Annotated in this window: 11 protein-coding genes; 7 read left to right on the forward strand and 4 right to left on the reverse strand. The window is 72.1% G+C overall.

The features are described from left to right. The first annotated feature begins 88 nt into the window (after positions 1-88). The 3 genes from ABZ818_RS08365 to ABZ818_RS08375 all read left to right on the forward strand — a co-directional run bounded on the left by ABZ818_RS08365 (position 89) and on the right by ABZ818_RS08375 (position 3071). Entirely contained in the window at positions 89-1552 is a 1464-nt protein-coding gene (locus tag ABZ818_RS08365) for a catalase (protein WP_361412255.1), read from the forward strand. Between the two features lie 477 nt (positions 1553-2029). Then, a complete protein-coding gene (locus tag ABZ818_RS08370; RefSeq protein ID WP_361412257.1) occupies positions 2030-2266 on the forward strand; it encodes a hypothetical protein in 237 nt (78 codons plus the stop codon). A 220-nt stretch (positions 2267-2486) separates the two neighbouring features. After that, the gene (locus ABZ818_RS08375; RefSeq protein ID WP_361412259.1) at positions 2487-3071 is read left to right on the forward strand and encodes a TIGR04222 domain-containing membrane protein; all 585 of its coding nucleotides are present in this window, start codon (positions 2487-2489) and stop codon (positions 3069-3071) included. Between the two features lie 91 nt (positions 3072-3162). Here ABZ818_RS08375 and gcl read toward each other — a convergent pair whose 3' ends face one another. Then, on the reverse strand, positions 3163-4947 hold the full coding sequence (gcl, locus tag ABZ818_RS08380) for a glyoxylate carboligase (RefSeq protein WP_361412261.1): 1785 nt from the start codon (positions 4945-4947) through the stop codon (positions 3163-3165). Positions 4948-5339: 392 nt separating this feature from the next. Continuing rightward, positions 5340-6095: a helix-turn-helix domain-containing protein gene (locus tag ABZ818_RS08385; RefSeq protein WP_361412263.1), complete on the reverse strand. Its 756-nt coding sequence runs from the start codon at positions 6093-6095 to the stop codon at positions 5340-5342. Positions 6096-6336: 241 nt separating this feature from the next. On the opposite strand from ABZ818_RS08385, the gene ABZ818_RS08390 reads away from it, so the two are divergent. After that, positions 6337-7002, forward strand: a complete 666-nt coding sequence (locus tag ABZ818_RS08390) for a DUF4097 family beta strand repeat-containing protein (protein ID WP_361412468.1) — start codon at positions 6337-6339, stop codon at positions 7000-7002. Between the two features lie 184 nt (positions 7003-7186). On the opposite strand, the gene ABZ818_RS08395 is transcribed toward ABZ818_RS08390, so the two are convergent. After that, positions 7187-8809, reverse strand: coding sequence for an AMP-binding protein (locus ABZ818_RS08395; RefSeq protein WP_361412265.1), 1623 nt, complete (start codon positions 8807-8809; stop codon positions 7187-7189). Continuing rightward, complete coding sequence (locus tag ABZ818_RS08400; protein WP_361412267.1) at positions 8806-10479, reverse strand: AMP-binding protein; 1674 nt, start codon at positions 10477-10479, stop codon at positions 8806-8808. The genes ABZ818_RS08395 and ABZ818_RS08400 overlap by 4 nt, the downstream gene beginning before the upstream one ends. A gap of 136 nt (positions 10480-10615) precedes the next feature. Here ABZ818_RS08400 and ABZ818_RS08405 point away from each other — a divergent pair, with 136 nt between their 5' ends. From ABZ818_RS08405 to ABZ818_RS08415, 3 genes are all read left to right on the forward strand, one after another. Next, the gene (locus ABZ818_RS08405; protein WP_361412269.1) at positions 10616-11452 is read left to right on the forward strand and encodes a helix-turn-helix transcriptional regulator; all 837 of its coding nucleotides are present in this window, start codon (positions 10616-10618) and stop codon (positions 11450-11452) included. A gap of 426 nt (positions 11453-11878) precedes the next feature. Further along, positions 11879-14719, forward strand: a complete 2841-nt coding sequence (locus ABZ818_RS08410; RefSeq protein ID WP_361412271.1) for an AAA family ATPase — start codon at positions 11879-11881, stop codon at positions 14717-14719. A gap of 286 nt (positions 14720-15005) precedes the next feature. Beyond that, positions 15006-15791, forward strand: a complete 786-nt coding sequence (locus tag ABZ818_RS08415; RefSeq protein WP_361412273.1) for a serine protease — start codon at positions 15006-15008, stop codon at positions 15789-15791. Positions 15792-15848 lie beyond the last annotated feature (57 nt).

The following is a 15848-nucleotide window of genomic DNA, read 5'->3' on the forward strand; positions in this document are numbered from 1 at the left end:
CGATCACACCGATCCTAGGCTCCACGCCAGCGGAAACTCCACGAAGCGGAAACGTATTTCCGCTGCTCCTCTGTACGGAAGGTCCCTGATGTCGAAGCGCGTCCTCACGACCGAGTCCGGCGCCCCGGTCGCCGACAACCAGAACTCCGCCTCCGCCGGTATCGGCGGCCCCCTCCTCCTCCAGGACCAGCACCTGCTGGAGAAGCTGGCGCGCTTCAACCGCGAGCGCATCCCGGAGCGCGTGGTGCACGCCCGCGGCTCCGGCGCCCACGGCCACTTCGAGGTGACCGACGACGTCACCGGCTACACCCACGCCGACTTCCTGAGCACGGTCGGCAAGCGCACCGAGGTGTTCGCGCGCTTCTCCACGGTGGCGGACTCCCTCGGCGGCGCGGACGCGGTGCGCGACCCGCGCGGTTTCGCGGTGAAGTTCTACACCGAGGAGGGCAACTACGACCTCGTCGGCAACAACACGCCAGTGTTCTTCGTCAAGGACCCGGTGAAGTTCCCCGACTTCATCCACTCGCAGAAGCGCGACCCGTTCACGGGCCGTCAGGAGCCGGACAACGTCTGGGACTTCTGGGCACACTCGCCCGAGGCCACGCACCAGGTGACCTGGCTGATGGGCGACCGCGGCATCCCTGCCTCGTACCGCCACATGAACGGCTACGGCTCGCACACCTACCAGTGGACGAACGCCGACGGCGAGGCCTTCTTCGTCAAGTACCACTTCAAGACCAACCAGGGCATCCGCTGCCTGTCCACCGAGCAGGCGCAGGAGATCGCGGGCACGGACCCGGCCTCCCACCAGACGGACCTGCTCCAGGCGATCGAGCGCGGGGTGCACCCGTCCTGGACGCTGTACGTCCAGATCATGCCGGCGGCCGAGGCGGCCGACTACCGCTTCAACCCCTTCGACGTGACCAAGGTCTGGCAGCACAAGGACTACCCGCTGCGGCGGGTGGGCCGGCTGGTCCTGGACCGCAACCCGGACAACGTGTTCGCCGAGGTCGAGCAGGCCGCGTTCTCCCCGAACAACTTCGTGCCGGGCGTCGGCCCGTCGCCGGACAAGATGCTCCAGGGGCGGCTGTTCGCCTACGCCGACGCCCACCGCTACCGCCTGGGCGTCAACCACACCCAGCTCGCGGTGAACGCCCCGAAGGCCGTGCCCGGTGGCGCGGACAACTACGGCCGTGACGGCCTCATGGCGTCCAACTCCCAGGGCCGGTACGCCAAGAACTACGAGCCGAACTCCTACGACGGACCCGTCGAGACCGGCCGTCCGCTGTCGGCCCCGCTGGCGGTGACGGGCCACACGGGCACCCACGCGGCGCCCCCGCACACCAAGGACGACGACTTCTTCCAGGCCGGCGAGCTGTACCGGCTGATGTCCGAGGAGGAGAAGCGGCGTCTGGTCGCGAACATCGCCGGCGGCCTCTCGCAGGTCTCCCGCGACGACGTGATCGAGAAGAACCTCGCGCACTTCCACGCCGCCGACCCGGACTACGGCAGGCGCGTGGAGGAGGCGGTACCCGCCCTGCGCGAGGAGTGACACCAAGAGCCGCGTACGGGGTCCGCCGGGAGGTCATGCCCCGGACCCCGTACGCATACGGCCCGCCCGGGCCGTCGGACGACCCGGATGAGGGGTGGCCGTCCGATGGCCGTGCGGGCGCGTGGACCGCGGCGGCGTGCGAGCCAGTGCGGTGGTGAAGGCGACGGAGCGTTCTCCCGACCGGAGGGAGGGCGTCCCGGAGCCGTCGCACCCGCCGCGGTCCCTGCCACCCGCCTCGCGCAGAACGGTTCTGCCGCGAGGCCCCCGATCCCGTCCGGCGGCGCGAATGTCCTGTCGCGCCCAGTCTCGCGCCGTCGGACGGCAACCAAGCGGACCGGAGGAGGAGCGCCGGACCCCGGTCGGAACCCGGGTCCGGCGCTCCTCGTCGTCCACCCGGTCCCCTCCACCCGGTCCCGGTGTCCCCGGGGTGCGGACCGGGGACCGGCGCAGGAGGCTGAGGACCAGGAGGCTGAGGACATGGACAACCCCACGAAGTATCCGCACATCGTGGTGCACGCACCGGCCCTGGACGGCTCCCGGCGGGTGACCGAGGGCGACGTGACCCTCGGACTCGCGTCCCACCTGGACGACGTGATCGAAATCCTCCGACTGGCCGACCTGGACCGCGTAGAGGTGGAGGAGAGCGACCTCATCGAATGGCAGGGCGGCGGCCCCGAGGCCTGGCCGGGCCTACCGGAAAACGACGACACCTGAACGCGCGGAGCAGCCGGACCGCCGGACGGCCGGACGGGCCGGAGGACGAGCGGCCGGGGTGTCTACCGCAGTGGGCGTACCGCGGGTACGGCTTGCTCAAATCATGCTCTGAAGTAGGGGCGGCAGGTATCGGGTAGGCCCGGGTGCGGGCACGTTCTCCTCGACGGGGCCCGCCGGTACGGGGGCGGCGGGGCCCCGTGTTCCGGCCGCTGGGGGTGCCATGGACAGTGACGCAACGAACCGGCTCGCGCCGCACGAGATCGCGTTTCTACGGGGCGGCCGCCGCGCCGCCGTCACGGTCGCCGTGCTCGCTCTGCAGGCGCGGGGAGCCGTCAAACCCGGACGCGGCGGCACGATGCGCGCCACGGGGCCGGCCCACGGCGCGGGGGCGGATCTCCCCTCCCTGCCCCACCTGACGAAGACCGTGCACGCCGCTCTCTACCGCCCCGCGGGCATGCGGCAGTTGCTGGACCGGGAGCCCGTCGCCCTCGCGCTGATCGACCTGCGCTACGAACTCACCGTCGCCGGGCTGCTGCGCGTCTTCCCGCCCGGGCGCACCCGGGCCGGCCGGCGGACCCTGCGGGACCTGCGGAACCGGCATCCGCTGCCCGCGAACGGAAGGGGCCTGTCGTTCGACGACCGGCTGCTGGCCGTGGCCCTGTACGGGGACCGGGCGCTGACCCGGCTCGTGCCGCGCTTCGCGCGGGAGGCAGGACTCCTCGGGCGGGGCGGGACGACCGAACGGGAGCTGCGGCAGTCCTGGGGCGGCGGCGGCTCGGGCGGCTTCAGCTGCGCCTCCGTGTGACGGTACCGAGGTACGCCGGAACAGCATGGGGACAGCACGAAAGGGACGGCCCCCTGCGGGCGGGCCGCCCCCTTCGATCGGCGTCCGTGCCTCAGACCTTCAGCGTCCTGATGGAGGTCGGGGCGTGGCCGGGCTCCGTGGCCACTTCCTCGAACTCGACGACGTTGCCGATGTCGTTGGTGCCCGACATCGAGATGTTGGTGACGCGCTCCAGGATCGCCTCGACGACGACCGGCACCCGGTGCTCGGCGGCGAGCTTCTTGGCCTCCTCGAGGGCGGCGCCGAGCTCATTGGGGTCGGTCACCCGGATCGCCTTGCAGCCCAGGCCCTCGGCGACCTTGACGTGGTCGACGCCGTAGACGCCCAGCTCGGGCGAGTTGATGTTCTCGAACTCCAGGTTGACCTGGAAGTCGATGTCGAAGGCCCGCTGCGCCTGGCGGATCAGGCCCAGGTAGGAGTTGTTGACCAGCACATGGACGTAGGGGATCTTGTGCTGCGCGCCGACCGCCAGCTCCTCGATCATGAACTGGAAGTCGTAGTCGCCGGAGAGTGCGACGACGGACGCCTCCGGGTCGGCCTTGGCGACACCGAGCGCGGCCGGGATGGTCCAGCCGAGCGGCCCGGCCTGGCCGCAGTTGATCCAGTGCCGCGGCTTGAAGACGTGCAGCATCTGGGCGCCGGCGATCTGCGAGAGGCCGATGGTGGAGACGTACCGGGTCTCCGGGCCGAAGGCCTTGTTCATCTCCTCGTAGACGCGCTGCGGCTTGATCGGGATGTCGTCGAAGTGCGTACGGCGCTGCAGCTTCGCCCGCTTCTCCTGCGCGGCGGCGGCCCAGGCTGAGCGGTCGGGCAGCCGTCCGGCCGCCTTCAGCTCCCGCGCCACCTCGACGAACAGCTCCAACGCGGCCTTGGCGTCGGAGGCGATGCCGTAGTCCGGGGCGAAGATCTTGCCGATCTGGGTGGGCTCGATGTCGACGTGGACGAACTTCCGGCCGGCCGTGTAGACGTCCAGCTTGCCGGTGTGGCGGTTGGCCCAGCGGTTGCCGATGCCGAGGACGAAGTCGGACTCCAGGAAGGTCGCGTTGCCGTAGCGGTGCGAGGTCTGGAGGCCGACCATGCCCGCGTTCAGCTCGTGGTCGTCGGGCAGGACGCCCCAGCCCATCAGGGTCGGGACGACCGGAGTGCCCGTCAGCTCGGCGAATTCCACGAGGAGTTCGTCCGCGTCGGCGTTGATGACACCGCCGCCCGCGACGATCAGCGGCCGCTCGGACTCGTTGAGCAGCGCGATCGCCTTCTCGACCTGGGCGCGGGTCGCGGCCGGCTTGTAGACGGGCAGCGGCTCGTACGTCTCCGGGTCGAACTCGATCTCGGTGAGCTGGACGTCGATCGGCAGGTCGATCAGGACCGGGCCGGGACGGCCGGAGCGCATCAGGTGGAAGGCCTGCTGGAAAACGCCGGGGACCTGTGCGGCCTCCAGGACGGTGACGGCCATCTTGGTCACCGGCTTGGCGATGGAGGCGATGTCGACGGCCTGGAAGTCCTCCTTGTGGATCACGGCGGTGGGGGCCTGGCCCGTGATGCACAGGATCGGGATGGAGTCCCCGGTGGCCGAGTACAGGCCGGTGATCATGTCGGTGCCGGCGGGGCCGGAAGTGCCGATGCAGACGCCGATGTTGCCCGCGTGGGTCCTCGTGTATCCCTCGGCCATGTGCGAGGCGCCCTCCACATGGCGGGCGAGGGTGTGGTTGATACCGCCGGACGCCTTGAGCGCCGCGTAGAAGGGGTTGATCGCGGCGCCCGGCACACCGAACGCGGCGGTGACGCCCTCGCGCTTGAGGATCTCAACTGCCGCACGGGCAGCGGTCATACGAGCCATCGAGTTCTCCTGCTTCGGCTGTCTTCGGCTGTCGGATTCGCACGCCCGTCGCGCCCCGCGGTTGTGGTTCTTCCGTATAGCGGAAATTACTTTCTACGATCTGGAAGCAATGTAAGTGCGGCCCGCAAAGTGCGTCAAGAGTGGGCAAGGGGCGGCCTCGGGTGGCGGAAACCCCGGGCAGGCGGGGGTTCGGCGGAGCCCCACGAGACGCCCCCCGACCGCCACCCCCGGCGCGACGCCCCCGAATGAGCCACGCCCGGGAGCACCCCGCCGCGCCGTCCGACCTTCCGCCGCGCACACGTGCGTACGGCTCCGCCCCGGCCGCGCGCCTGCGCGACCGGGGCGGAGCCGCCGGCTGTGACGTTCGAGACGGCCGTCTGCTGGACGGCTGTCTATTCGTGGCCCGGACCTGGCCGAGCGGAGTCGTTCGAGGTCATTCCGGGTTTGGTGTGGAGGACCTCGCGAGCCTGCTCGGCAGCGCGGGTGATGCTCTCGCTGATGAAGTCGAGAAAGCGGGCGATGTTCTCCAGGCGGGTGGCCGCCGGGGTGTGGGGGCCGAGGACGGTGACGCCTTGGCGTGCGGTCTCGACGAGCTGGTCGTTGGATCGAGCGCTGGCGATCGTCGCCTGGTAGAAGAGTTCGTCGTCGACGATGTAGCGGTCGCGGCGGCGTTCGTCGCGTTCTCGGCGGACGAGGCTCTGACTCTCCAGGAAGGCGATCGCCTTGGAGATGGACGCCGGGCTGACCTGGAGGCGCTGGGCGAGCTGGGACGCGGTGAGACTGCCGGCGTCGGTGGTGAACAGGCAGGTCAGCACCCGGGCCGTCATCCTGGGCAGGCCCGAGGCCATGAGGACGGTGGTGAGCGTTTCCTCGTACTCGGCCACGGCCCCGGCGTCGCGTCCGTGCGGCTGGGGGACCGACTCCGGCCCACGGGACGGGGCGGGCCCGCGCCGGCGAGCGCGGCGTTCGGTGGCGCGGTGGGCCAGGTCGGCACGGTAGGCGGTGGGGCCGCCGTTGCGCATCACCTCACGCGTGACCGTCGAGGTCGGACGGTCGAGGCGGCGGGCGATCTCGGCGTAGGGGAGGCTGTCGGCCAGCCCCAGCGCGATCTGCCGGCGTTCCTGCTGGGTGAGCCTGCCTCCCGGCATCGCGATCTCCTTGGTGATCCTTCGTGGCGGTCCCCGCCCTCACCCTCACCCTAGCGTTCACTCATCGCCCATTGCAACGACCAGGGCAGCCGCCGTTGCGTTACCGGCGAGACCGTTGCAACAGTTTCCAGGCTCCTGCCTGCACAGATGCCGATTCTGTGCAACGAATACGTTGATGGTTTTTGAAAAGCAACGTAGCGTTTCTGACATCGGAAACAACGAGCGAGCACGGGAGAGCATGATGCAGAAGTTCGACACCCCCGCCCCGATCTCCGCCGTCCTGGACATCCCCGCCGGACGCGTCCAGTTCATCGCCGCCGACCGCGCCGACACCACCGTCGAGGTCCTGCCCGCCAACCCCTCCAAGAAGCGCGACGTCCAGACCGCCGAGCAGACCACCGTCGCCTACACCGACGGCGTCCTGCGGGTCCACACCCCCGAGCCCAAGAACCAGGTCTTCGGCCCGTCCGGATCCCTGGAGGTCACCGTCCAACTGCCCGCCGGCTCCCGCGTCGAGGGCAAGGCCGCCGGTTCCGAGCTCCGCGGCGTCGGCCGTCTCGGTGACGTCGTCTTCGAAGGCGCGTACCGCCAGATCAAGATCGACGAGGCCGCGAGCGTCCGCATCACCGCGATCGACGGCGATGTCGAGGTCGGCCGGCTCGGCGGCCCCGCGGAGATCAGCACCGCGAGGGGCGACATCCGGATCACCGAGGCCGTGCGCGGCACGGTCGTGCTCCGCACCCAGTCCGGCGACATCTCGGTCGCCGCCGCCCGCGGCGTCTCGGCCGCGTTGGACGCCGGCACCGGCTACGGCCGCGTCAGCAACTCCCTCAAGAACGACGGCACCGTCGAACTCGACATCCGCGCCACCACCTCACAGGGCGACATCACCGCCCGCAGCCTCTGAAGGAGCGGAGCCAGGACCATCCAGCCCGGCCCGAGGCGATCGAGAGCCTGCAGATCGAGGCGTTCGGCGGGCTGTTCCTTCCAGGCCGCCGTCCTGGATGTCGATGGCGAGGGCACCCCGCAGCCGGTGAACCGCACGGCCGGCGCCCCGCGCACCACAGGTGCCCGAGGCGCCGGCCGTCCGCTCACAGGGCGTACTTCTCGCGGAGTTCGATCTTGCGCACCTTCCCGGAGACGGTCATCGGGAAGGAGTCCAGGACCCGCAGCAGGCTGGGGATCTTGTAGTGGGCCAGCCGGCCCTCGCAGAAGGCCCGCAGGTCCTCCAGGGTCAGCGGATCGGCCGCGTCCACCGGGATGACGCAGGCCAGCACCTCCTCGCCGTACTTCTCGTGCGGCACGCCGACCACCTGGACATCGCGGATCTTCGGGTGGCCGTAGAGGAACTCCTCGATCTCGCGCGGGTAGATGTTCTCGCCGCCGCGGATGATCATGTCCTTGATCCGGCCGACGATCTCGACGTACCCGTCCTCGCGCATCACCGCCAGGTCGCCGGTGTGCATCCAGCGGCCCGGGTCGACGGCCTCGGCGGTCTTCTCGGGCTCGTTCCAGTAGCCGAGCATCACGCTGTAGCCGCGGGTGCACAACTCGCCTGCCGTGCCGCGGGGTTGGGTGACTCCGGTGGCCGGGTCGACGACCTTGACCTCCAGGTGCGGCAGTACGCGGCCGACCGTGCCGGTGCGGTGTTCGAGGTCGTCGTCCATCCGGGTCTGCAGGGAGACCGGCGAGGTCTCGGTCATGCCGTAGCAGATGGAGACCTCCTCCATGTGCATCTCGGCGACCACCCGCTTCATCACCTCCACCGGGCAGGGCGAGCCCGCCATGATGCCGGTGCGCAGGGAGGTGAGGTCGTACGACGCGAAGTCGGGGAGGTTCAGCTCGGCGATGAACATCGTGGGCACCCCGTACAGCGAGGTGCAGCGCTCCTGCTGCACGGCCTCCAGGGTGGCCTTCGGCTCGAAGGACGGCGCCGGGATGACCATGCACGCGCCGTGCGAGGTCGCCGCCAGGTTGCCCATCACCATGCCGAAGCAGTGGTAGTACGGCACGGGGATGCAGATCCGGTCCCGTTCGGTGTAGCCGACCGTACGGCCCACCCAGTAGCCGTTGTTGAGGATGTTGTGGTGGGAGAGGGTGGCGCCCTTGGGGAAGCCCGTGGTGCCCGAGGTGTACTGGATGTTGACGGGGTCGTCACAACTCAACCCAACCTGTATCGCTGTCAATTGTTCCACCGTCACATCGGCGCCGGCGGCCGTCAGCGCGTCCCACGACGGGTCACCGATGTAGACGGTCTCCCGCAACTCGGGGCACTTGACGCGAACTTGCTCGACCAGCGCCCGGTAGTCGGTGCTCCGGTGGGCCTGCGAGGCGACCAGCAGCGAGATGCCGGCCTGCCGGAGCACGTACTCCACCTCATGGGCCCGGTAGGCCGGGTTGATGTTCACCATGATCACGCCGATGCGCGCGGTGGCGTACTGGACGAGCACCCACTCGGGGCAGTTGACCGCCCAGATCCCGACCCGGTCGCCCTTGGACACGCCCTTGGCGAGCAGTCCGCGCGCCACCTCGTCGACGGCGGCGCCGAACTCGGCGTAGGTCCAGCGGCGTCCGGAGGACACGTCGACGAGAGCCTCGCGGTCGCCGAAGGCGGCGACCGCCCGGTCGAGGTTGGCGCCGATGGTGTCACCCAGCAGCGGGGTGCCGCTGGTTCCGTGGGCGTAGGACAGTTCAGTCGCCTGGAATTCGCTCACCGGAAGTCCTCCTCGCGGTACTCGTTCGCCGAGCCCTCGGCCGTGGCCTCGCGCAGCTCGATCCGGCGGATCTTGCCGGAGACGGTCTTGGGCAGTTCGCCGAACTCCAGGCGGCGGATGCGCTTGTAGGGGGCGAGCACCTCCCGGGAGTGCTCGAAGAGCACCTTCGCGGTGCCGGTGCCGGGCTCCCAGCCCTCGGCGAGGACGACGTACGCCTTCGGCACCGCCAGGCGCAGCGGGTCCGGCGCGGGCACGACCGCAGCCTCGGCCACCGCCTCGTGCTCCAGCAGGGCGCTCTCCAGCTCGAACGGGCTGATCTTGTAGTCGGAGGCCTTGAAGACGTCGTCGGACCGCCCGATGTACGTCAGGTATCCCTCCTCGTCCCTGGAGGCGACGTCTCCCGTCCGGTAGTAGCCGCCGGCCATCGCCTCCGCGGTGCGGTCCGGGTCGCCGTGGTAGCCGGTCATCAGGCCGACCGGGCGTGCGGACAGGTCGAGCGCGATCTCGCCCTCGGCGGCGCCGGGCGCGCCGGACACCGGGTCGAGCAGTTCGACGCGGTAGCCGGGGCTGGGCCGTCCCATGGAGCCGGTCTTCAGCGGCTGGCCGGGGCTGTTGGAGACCTGCACGGCGGTCTCGGTCTGCCCGAAGCCGTCCCGGATGGTCACGCCCCAGGCGCGCCGGACCTGCTCGATGACCTCGGGGTTCAGCGGCTCGCCCGCGGCCACGGCCGCGCGGGGCGGGGTCCGCATCTGGGTGAGGTCGGCCTGGATCAGCATGCGCCACACGGTCGGCGGGGCGCAGAAGGTGGTGACGCCCGCGCGGTCCATCTCGGCCATCAGGCGGGCGGCGTCGAAGCGGGTGTAGTTGTGGATGTAGACGGTCGCCTCGGCGTTCCACGGCGCGAACAGGTTCGACCAGGCGTGCTTGGCCCAGCCGGGCGAGGAGATGTTCAGGTGCACGTCCCCCGGCTTCAGGCCGATCCAGTACATGGTCGCCAGGTGCCCGACGGGGTACGAGACATGGGTGTGCTCCACCAGCTTGGGGCGGGCCGTGGTGCCCGAGGTGAAGTACAGCATCAGCGGGTCGTCGGCGAGGGTGGGCCCGTCCGGGACGAACGCGGCGGGGGCGGCGTACGCGTCCTCGTAGGGCTCCCAGCCCTCCTCCGGCAGACCGCCGACCGAGATACGGGTGTAGGCGCCGGGGACGTCGGCGAACTTGGCGGTGTCGGCGGCGCGTGCGATCACCTGCTTGACCCGGCCGCGTTCGACGCGGTCGGTCAGGTCGGCGGGGCCCAGCAGCGGGGTGGCGGGGATGACGACCGCGCGCAGCTTCATCGCGGCGAGCGCGGTCTCCCACAACTCGGCCTGGTTGCCGAGCATGACGAGGATGCGGTCCCCGGCGGCGACACCTCGGTCGCGCAGCCAGTTCGCCGCGCGGCTGGAACGCTCGGACATCTCGGCGAAGGAGAGGCGGGTCTCGGTGCCGTCCTCCTCGACGATGTGCAGGGCGGTGCGGTCGTTCCCCTCGGCAACGGCGTCGAACCAGTCCAGTGCCCAGTTGAAGTGGGAGGGGCGGGGCCACTCGAAGCCGGCGTAGGCGGTGGCGTAGTCCTCACGGTGTTCCAGCAGGAAGTCCCGTGCCCTGCGGAAGCGCTCCGTCGCCGTCGTCATCTGTCCTCCTTGGTCCCGGACCATTGCCGGGCGGCTCTCTGCCATCGTGTAATCCGTGATGTGCGTCTCACTACCCCCGAACGGGGGTGTGGTGAGTGGGAAGGTCCATGACGGTCCACGGCGAAGGGGCGAGCGGGTGAGAGCGAATGCGTCCGGGGCGGCGGAGATCCGTGGTGCGCTGGTACGGCTGCGGCGTGCGACGGGCCTCCCGGTCGCCTTCGGGGGCCTGGTCGAGCCGGGCCGGCCGCGGGTGCGGATCAGCGAGCTGACCGGCACGACGACGCTCGCGCTCAGGGCGCTCGCGGTGAGCTCGGGCAACGGGCTCGGCGGCAAGGCGGTGGCGCTCGCCCGCCCGTGCGCGGTCACGGACTACTCGCTGTCCCCGCGGATCAGCCACGAGTACGACGTCCCGGTCGCCGCGGAGGGGCTGCGCTCGGTGCTGGCCGTGCCGGTGGTCGTACGGCGCCGGGTGCGCGGCGTGCTCTATGGCGCGCTGCGCACGGCCCAACCGCTGGGCGACCGGACGCTGAGCGCGGCCGTGGAGGCGGCGCGGGACGTGGAGCAGGCGCTGGTGGCGGAGGAACAGGCGCGGGACCTGCTGGCGGCGTCCCGTGCGGCGGCCGCCCCGGACCCCGCGGACGGGGTCGCCTGGGAGCAGGTCCGCGAGGCCCACGCGGCCCTGCGCGCCCTGGCCCCCCGGATCTCCGACCCCGGCCTGCGCGCCGAACTCCTGAACGCCTGCGGTCTGCTGACCACGGCGGCCACGCCGGTGGCGGGCGTGAGCCTGGCCCCCCGCGAGATCGACGTCCTGACCTGCGTCGCCGCCGGCGCGACCAACGCCGCCGCGGCGACCCGCCTGGGCCTGAGCCCGGAAACCGTCAAGAGCTACCTCCGCGCAGCCATGCGCAAACTGGGCGCCCACACCAGGGGCGAGGCAGTGGCAACGGCCCGCCGAGCGGGGGTACTGCCGTAGGGGCAGGGGGCCTTGACCCGCCACGGAAGCGGGCGCAGCCCGGTGAACGGGCACGGCCCGGAAACTCGGGCGCAGCCCGTGGGCGGGCTGCCGGCACCGGCCGGGGGCAGGCCTCTGGGGGACCGGCGGGGACACGCACCCCACACGGGTCCTCCTCCGGCCGAGGTCGAGCCCCCGGCACGCACCGGCGGGCCCGGCTTTCGTAGGGGGCCGGTGGCCGGGGCAGGAAGGCCGACGCGTGGAGTGTTGGTGGTGGTATGGCGGCGGTACCGTCGGAGGGATCTGCTCGTGGGGGCGTATTCATTCAGTGGTGCTTTGAATATGGGCCTGCTCCGGGCGCTGTTATTTCCCTCACCACCCCGGCTGTCCGAAATTCACGGGCGGGTTGCCTAGAATTTGGCCCGAACACGACACTCGAGGGGAGCGGTGACCGTGCGACGGGACTTCAAGGGCCCTGCGAGCTGCCGTTCCGAGCTGGTCATCGGCCAGGAGGAGCCGTCCGCGGCGGCGCGGGAGCAGCTCGCGCACGGTGGGAGTGTGCTGCTGCACGGGCCGGCCGGAATAGGAAAGTCGACGGTGCTGCGGGCATTGGCCGCGGAATATGCCCCGAACGCCCGCACCGTGTTGCGCTGCTCCGCCACCGAGTCCGAATCCCACCTGCCCTTCCTCGCCCTGGCCGACCTCTTCGGCCTGGTCCTGGACGAGGTGTCCGGCAAGCTGCCCGCCGCCCAGCACACCGCGCTGGAGTCGGCGCTCACCGGCCGCGGCGAGTCCACCCTCCAGCGCGACGGCCTCGCCCTGCGCCTGGCCGTGCTCTCCACGCTGCGCGCGCTCGCCGCGAAAGGCCCGGTCCTGATCGTCGCCGACGACCTCCAGTGGCTGGACTCGGCCAGCGCCGAACTGCTCGGCTTCGCCGCCCGGCGCCTCGGCGAGACACCCGTGCAGATGCTGTGCGCGGTGCGGACCGAGGAGGAGGAGTACCACCGCCACCTGCGCGCCTGCCCGCCCGACACCCTCTCCGTCCGACTTGGCCCGCTGACCCGCACCCAGGTCTCCGCCCTGCTCGGCCACCGCGGCTACGCCGGCCTGCCCCGCTCCACGGTCCGCGACATCCACCGCACCAGCGGCGGCAACCCCCTGTTCGCACTGGAGCTGGGCCGCGCCCTGGCCGAGAGCCCCACCCCGCCCCGGCCGGGCGAGCCGCTGCCGGTGCCGACCTCGCTGCGCGCCCTCGTCCTGAGCCGGCTGGAGATGCTGTCGGACGAGGCCCGGCGCACCCTGCTGGTGGCCAGTGCCGGCGCCCGCCCCACCCCCGCCCTGCTGCACGCGGCCGGCCGCGGCAACGCCGAGGCCGAGTGCGCGCAGGCCGCCGAACTGGGGCTGCTGGCCACCGAGCCGGAAGGTCCCGCCGTACGGTTCGCGCACCCGCTGATATCGGCCGCGCTGTACGCGGAGGCCCCCGCCCAGGAGCGGCGTGCCGCCCACGCCGCGCTGGCGACCGCCGCCCCCGACCCCATCGAGCGGGCCCGGCACCTGGCGCTGGCCACCACCGGCACCGACCCGGAGGTGGCCGCCCGGCTCGCCGAGGCCGCCGCGCTGGCGCGGGACCGCGGGGCGCCCTCGGTGGCCGCCTCGCTGGGCCTGCTCGCCGCCCGGCACACGCCGGCCGGCAGCGGGCCGGGCCCGGACGGCCGGCGGTTGCAGGCCGCCGAGGACGCCATCACGGCCGGCGAGGTCGACCTCGCCCGGGATCTCGCCCGCGAGGTGCTGACCCGGGCCACCGTGCCCGCCGAACGGGTCCGGGCCTGGATGGTGGTGATCGAGTCGGCCGGCCAGGCCCTCGGGGACGTGGACGCCGTCTTCCCGCAGGCGCTCGCCGACGCGGGCGACGACCCTCGGCTGCTCGCCCTGGTCCACTACCAGCTGGCCTGGCGCGGACTGGTCGTGGGGGGCGACTTCGCCGAGGCCCGCCAGGAGGCCGCACACGCCGCCGAACTGGCGGAGCGCGGCCGGGACCGGCGCACCGAGCTGATGGCACTCGCCTTCCAGGCCTCCACCGAGACCCTGATGGGGCATCCCAACGCCCCCGCCACCATCAAGCGGGCGCTGCGGGAGCCTCAGCACCCGTACGTCGCCTGCCATCACAACGGCGTCGGCTCGGCCCGCTACCGCTGGCTGCTGATGAGCGACCGGCTGGCCGAGGCCCGGGCGACCATCACCGCGCTGCTGCGCGAGGTCCGGCGGCGCGGCATGGTCGAGAGCGAGGTGCACTTCCTGCGCCTGCTCGCCGAGACCGAACTGCGCTCCGGCCACTGCGGCCGGGCCCTGGACCTGTCCCGCGAGAGTCTGCGGATGGCCCGGGACACCGGCATCGGCGAGAGCGCCTCGGCCACCCTGGCCTCCCTGGCCGAGGCCTCCGGCGGCAGCACCGACCGGGCGCTCGCACTGGCCCGGGAGGCGGTGGGGCACGCCGAGGAGGACGGCGACCAGATGTATCTCTCGCGCGCCCTGACCGCCCTGGGGCACGCCCGGTTGGTGGCCGGGGACGACCAGGCTGCCGTGACGGCGCTGCGCCGGGTGCGGGAGCTGGAGCTGGGGCTCGGCATCACCGATCCGGCGCGCGGCCGCTGGCACGGCGACCTCGCGGAGGCCCTGGTGCGGACCGGGGAACGGGCCGAGGCCCAGCGCGTCATCGACGTGGCCCGCGAGCACGCGCTGCGGCTCGGCCGCGAGAGCGTGCTGGCCGTACTCGACCGGTCCGAGGCGCAGGTGCGGGCGGCCCGCGGCGACCAGGACGCGGCCGTGGCCCAGTTGACGTCCGCACAGGACCGGCTGGCGAAGCTCGGCAACGGTCTGGAGGAGGCCCGCGCCGCGTTCGCGCTGGCTCGGCTGCGCACCCTCGCCCCGGCCCTGGGAGTCGGCCGGGCAGGGACGGCCACCGTGCCGGGGCCGACGTCGTACGACGAGGCGGCGCGGCTGTTCCGGCGCTGCCGCGCGCTGCCGTGGCTGCGCCGGGTGGAGGAGGCCGCCGCCGCCCGTCCCAAGCAGCAGGCGGAGGTTGCCCCGGCGGCGCTGGACGGACTGGCGGCGATGGAGCGCCAGGTGGCGGCGCTGGTCATGGAGGGCGCGACGAACCGGGAGATCGCCGCGCGGCTGTTCATCAGCGTCAAGACGGTGGAGGCGACCCTGACCCGGGTCTACCGCAAGCTGGGGATCCGTTCGCGCGTCGACATCGTCCGACTGGCGGCAGGCCGGCGCGCGAAGTGAGCGCGGCGCGGGTTGACTGTCCGGGTGGACGCCGGTGAGGGCGGTACCGGAAGGCGCCGCGGGACGAGCGGGGACCACCGGGGGGCCACCGTGGGACCACCGGGAGGGACCGAGGGTTTTCCCTGCCCAACTCCCTTAGGGGGTTCCCTCATTGGAGGAGGGTGGGCCCGGACCTAGCGTAAGGGGCGTGCCGCTCGCCCGGGCACACGGGGTCCGAACACGGATCCCACGGCTCCCGTGCTCCACCCGCCCGCGCGACCCCCACCGGCCTGCCCCGAGGAGACGCATGTTCGGCCTCACCCGCGCCAGACGGACCGCCGCCGCGGTCGCGTTCGGCGCTGCCGCGGCCGCGCTGCCCACCACCCCCTCCGCGGTCGCCGCCCCCCGGCCCGTCGTCGGCGGCACGCCGACCACGACGGCGGAGTACCCGTTCGTCATGCAGATCACGGACGCGACCGGCGGCCAGTTCTGCGGCGGCACCCTGGTCGCACCAACGAAGGTCGTCACCGCCGCGCACTGCGTGGTCGGCGAGACCGCGGGCAACGTGCGGGTGGTGGGCGGGCGCACCCACCTCAGCGGTACCGACGGCACGGTCGGCGAGGTCAGCCGGATCTGGTTCGACCCCGGCTACACGGACGCGGTCAACGGCGGCGACGTGGCCGTGCTCACCCTGGCCAAGCCGATGCCGTACGCCACGGCGGCATACGTCTCCCCCACCGGCACCGGCGTGTACGCGCCCGGCATGACGGGCCGCATCCTGGGCTGGGGCACCACGGGCAAGAACGGCGGCTCCTCCGACCAGTTGCGGATGGCGACGGCGCCCGTCGTGTCCGACACCGAATGCCGCGACTCCTACGGCTCCGACTTCGTCGCGAGCGACATGGTTTGCGCCGGATACCCGTCCGGCGGCGTCGACACCTGCCAGGGCGACAGCGGCGGTCCCCTGCTCATCGGGGGCGTCCTGGCAGGGATCACTTCCTGGGGCAACGGCTGCGCCGAGGCGGGCCAGCCGGGTGTCTACACCCGGCTGGCCTCCTTCTCCAGCCTCGTGACCGAGCAGGTCCTGACCTGAGCCGTGCCCCGGTGAAAGCCAGGGGGCGTTGCGAGCCACCACGAGCGGCCCGCAACG

This window comes from Streptomyces sp. NPDC047453 (assembly GCF_040643155.1).
Taxonomy (GTDB): domain Bacteria; phylum Actinomycetota; class Actinomycetes; order Streptomycetales; family Streptomycetaceae; genus Streptomyces.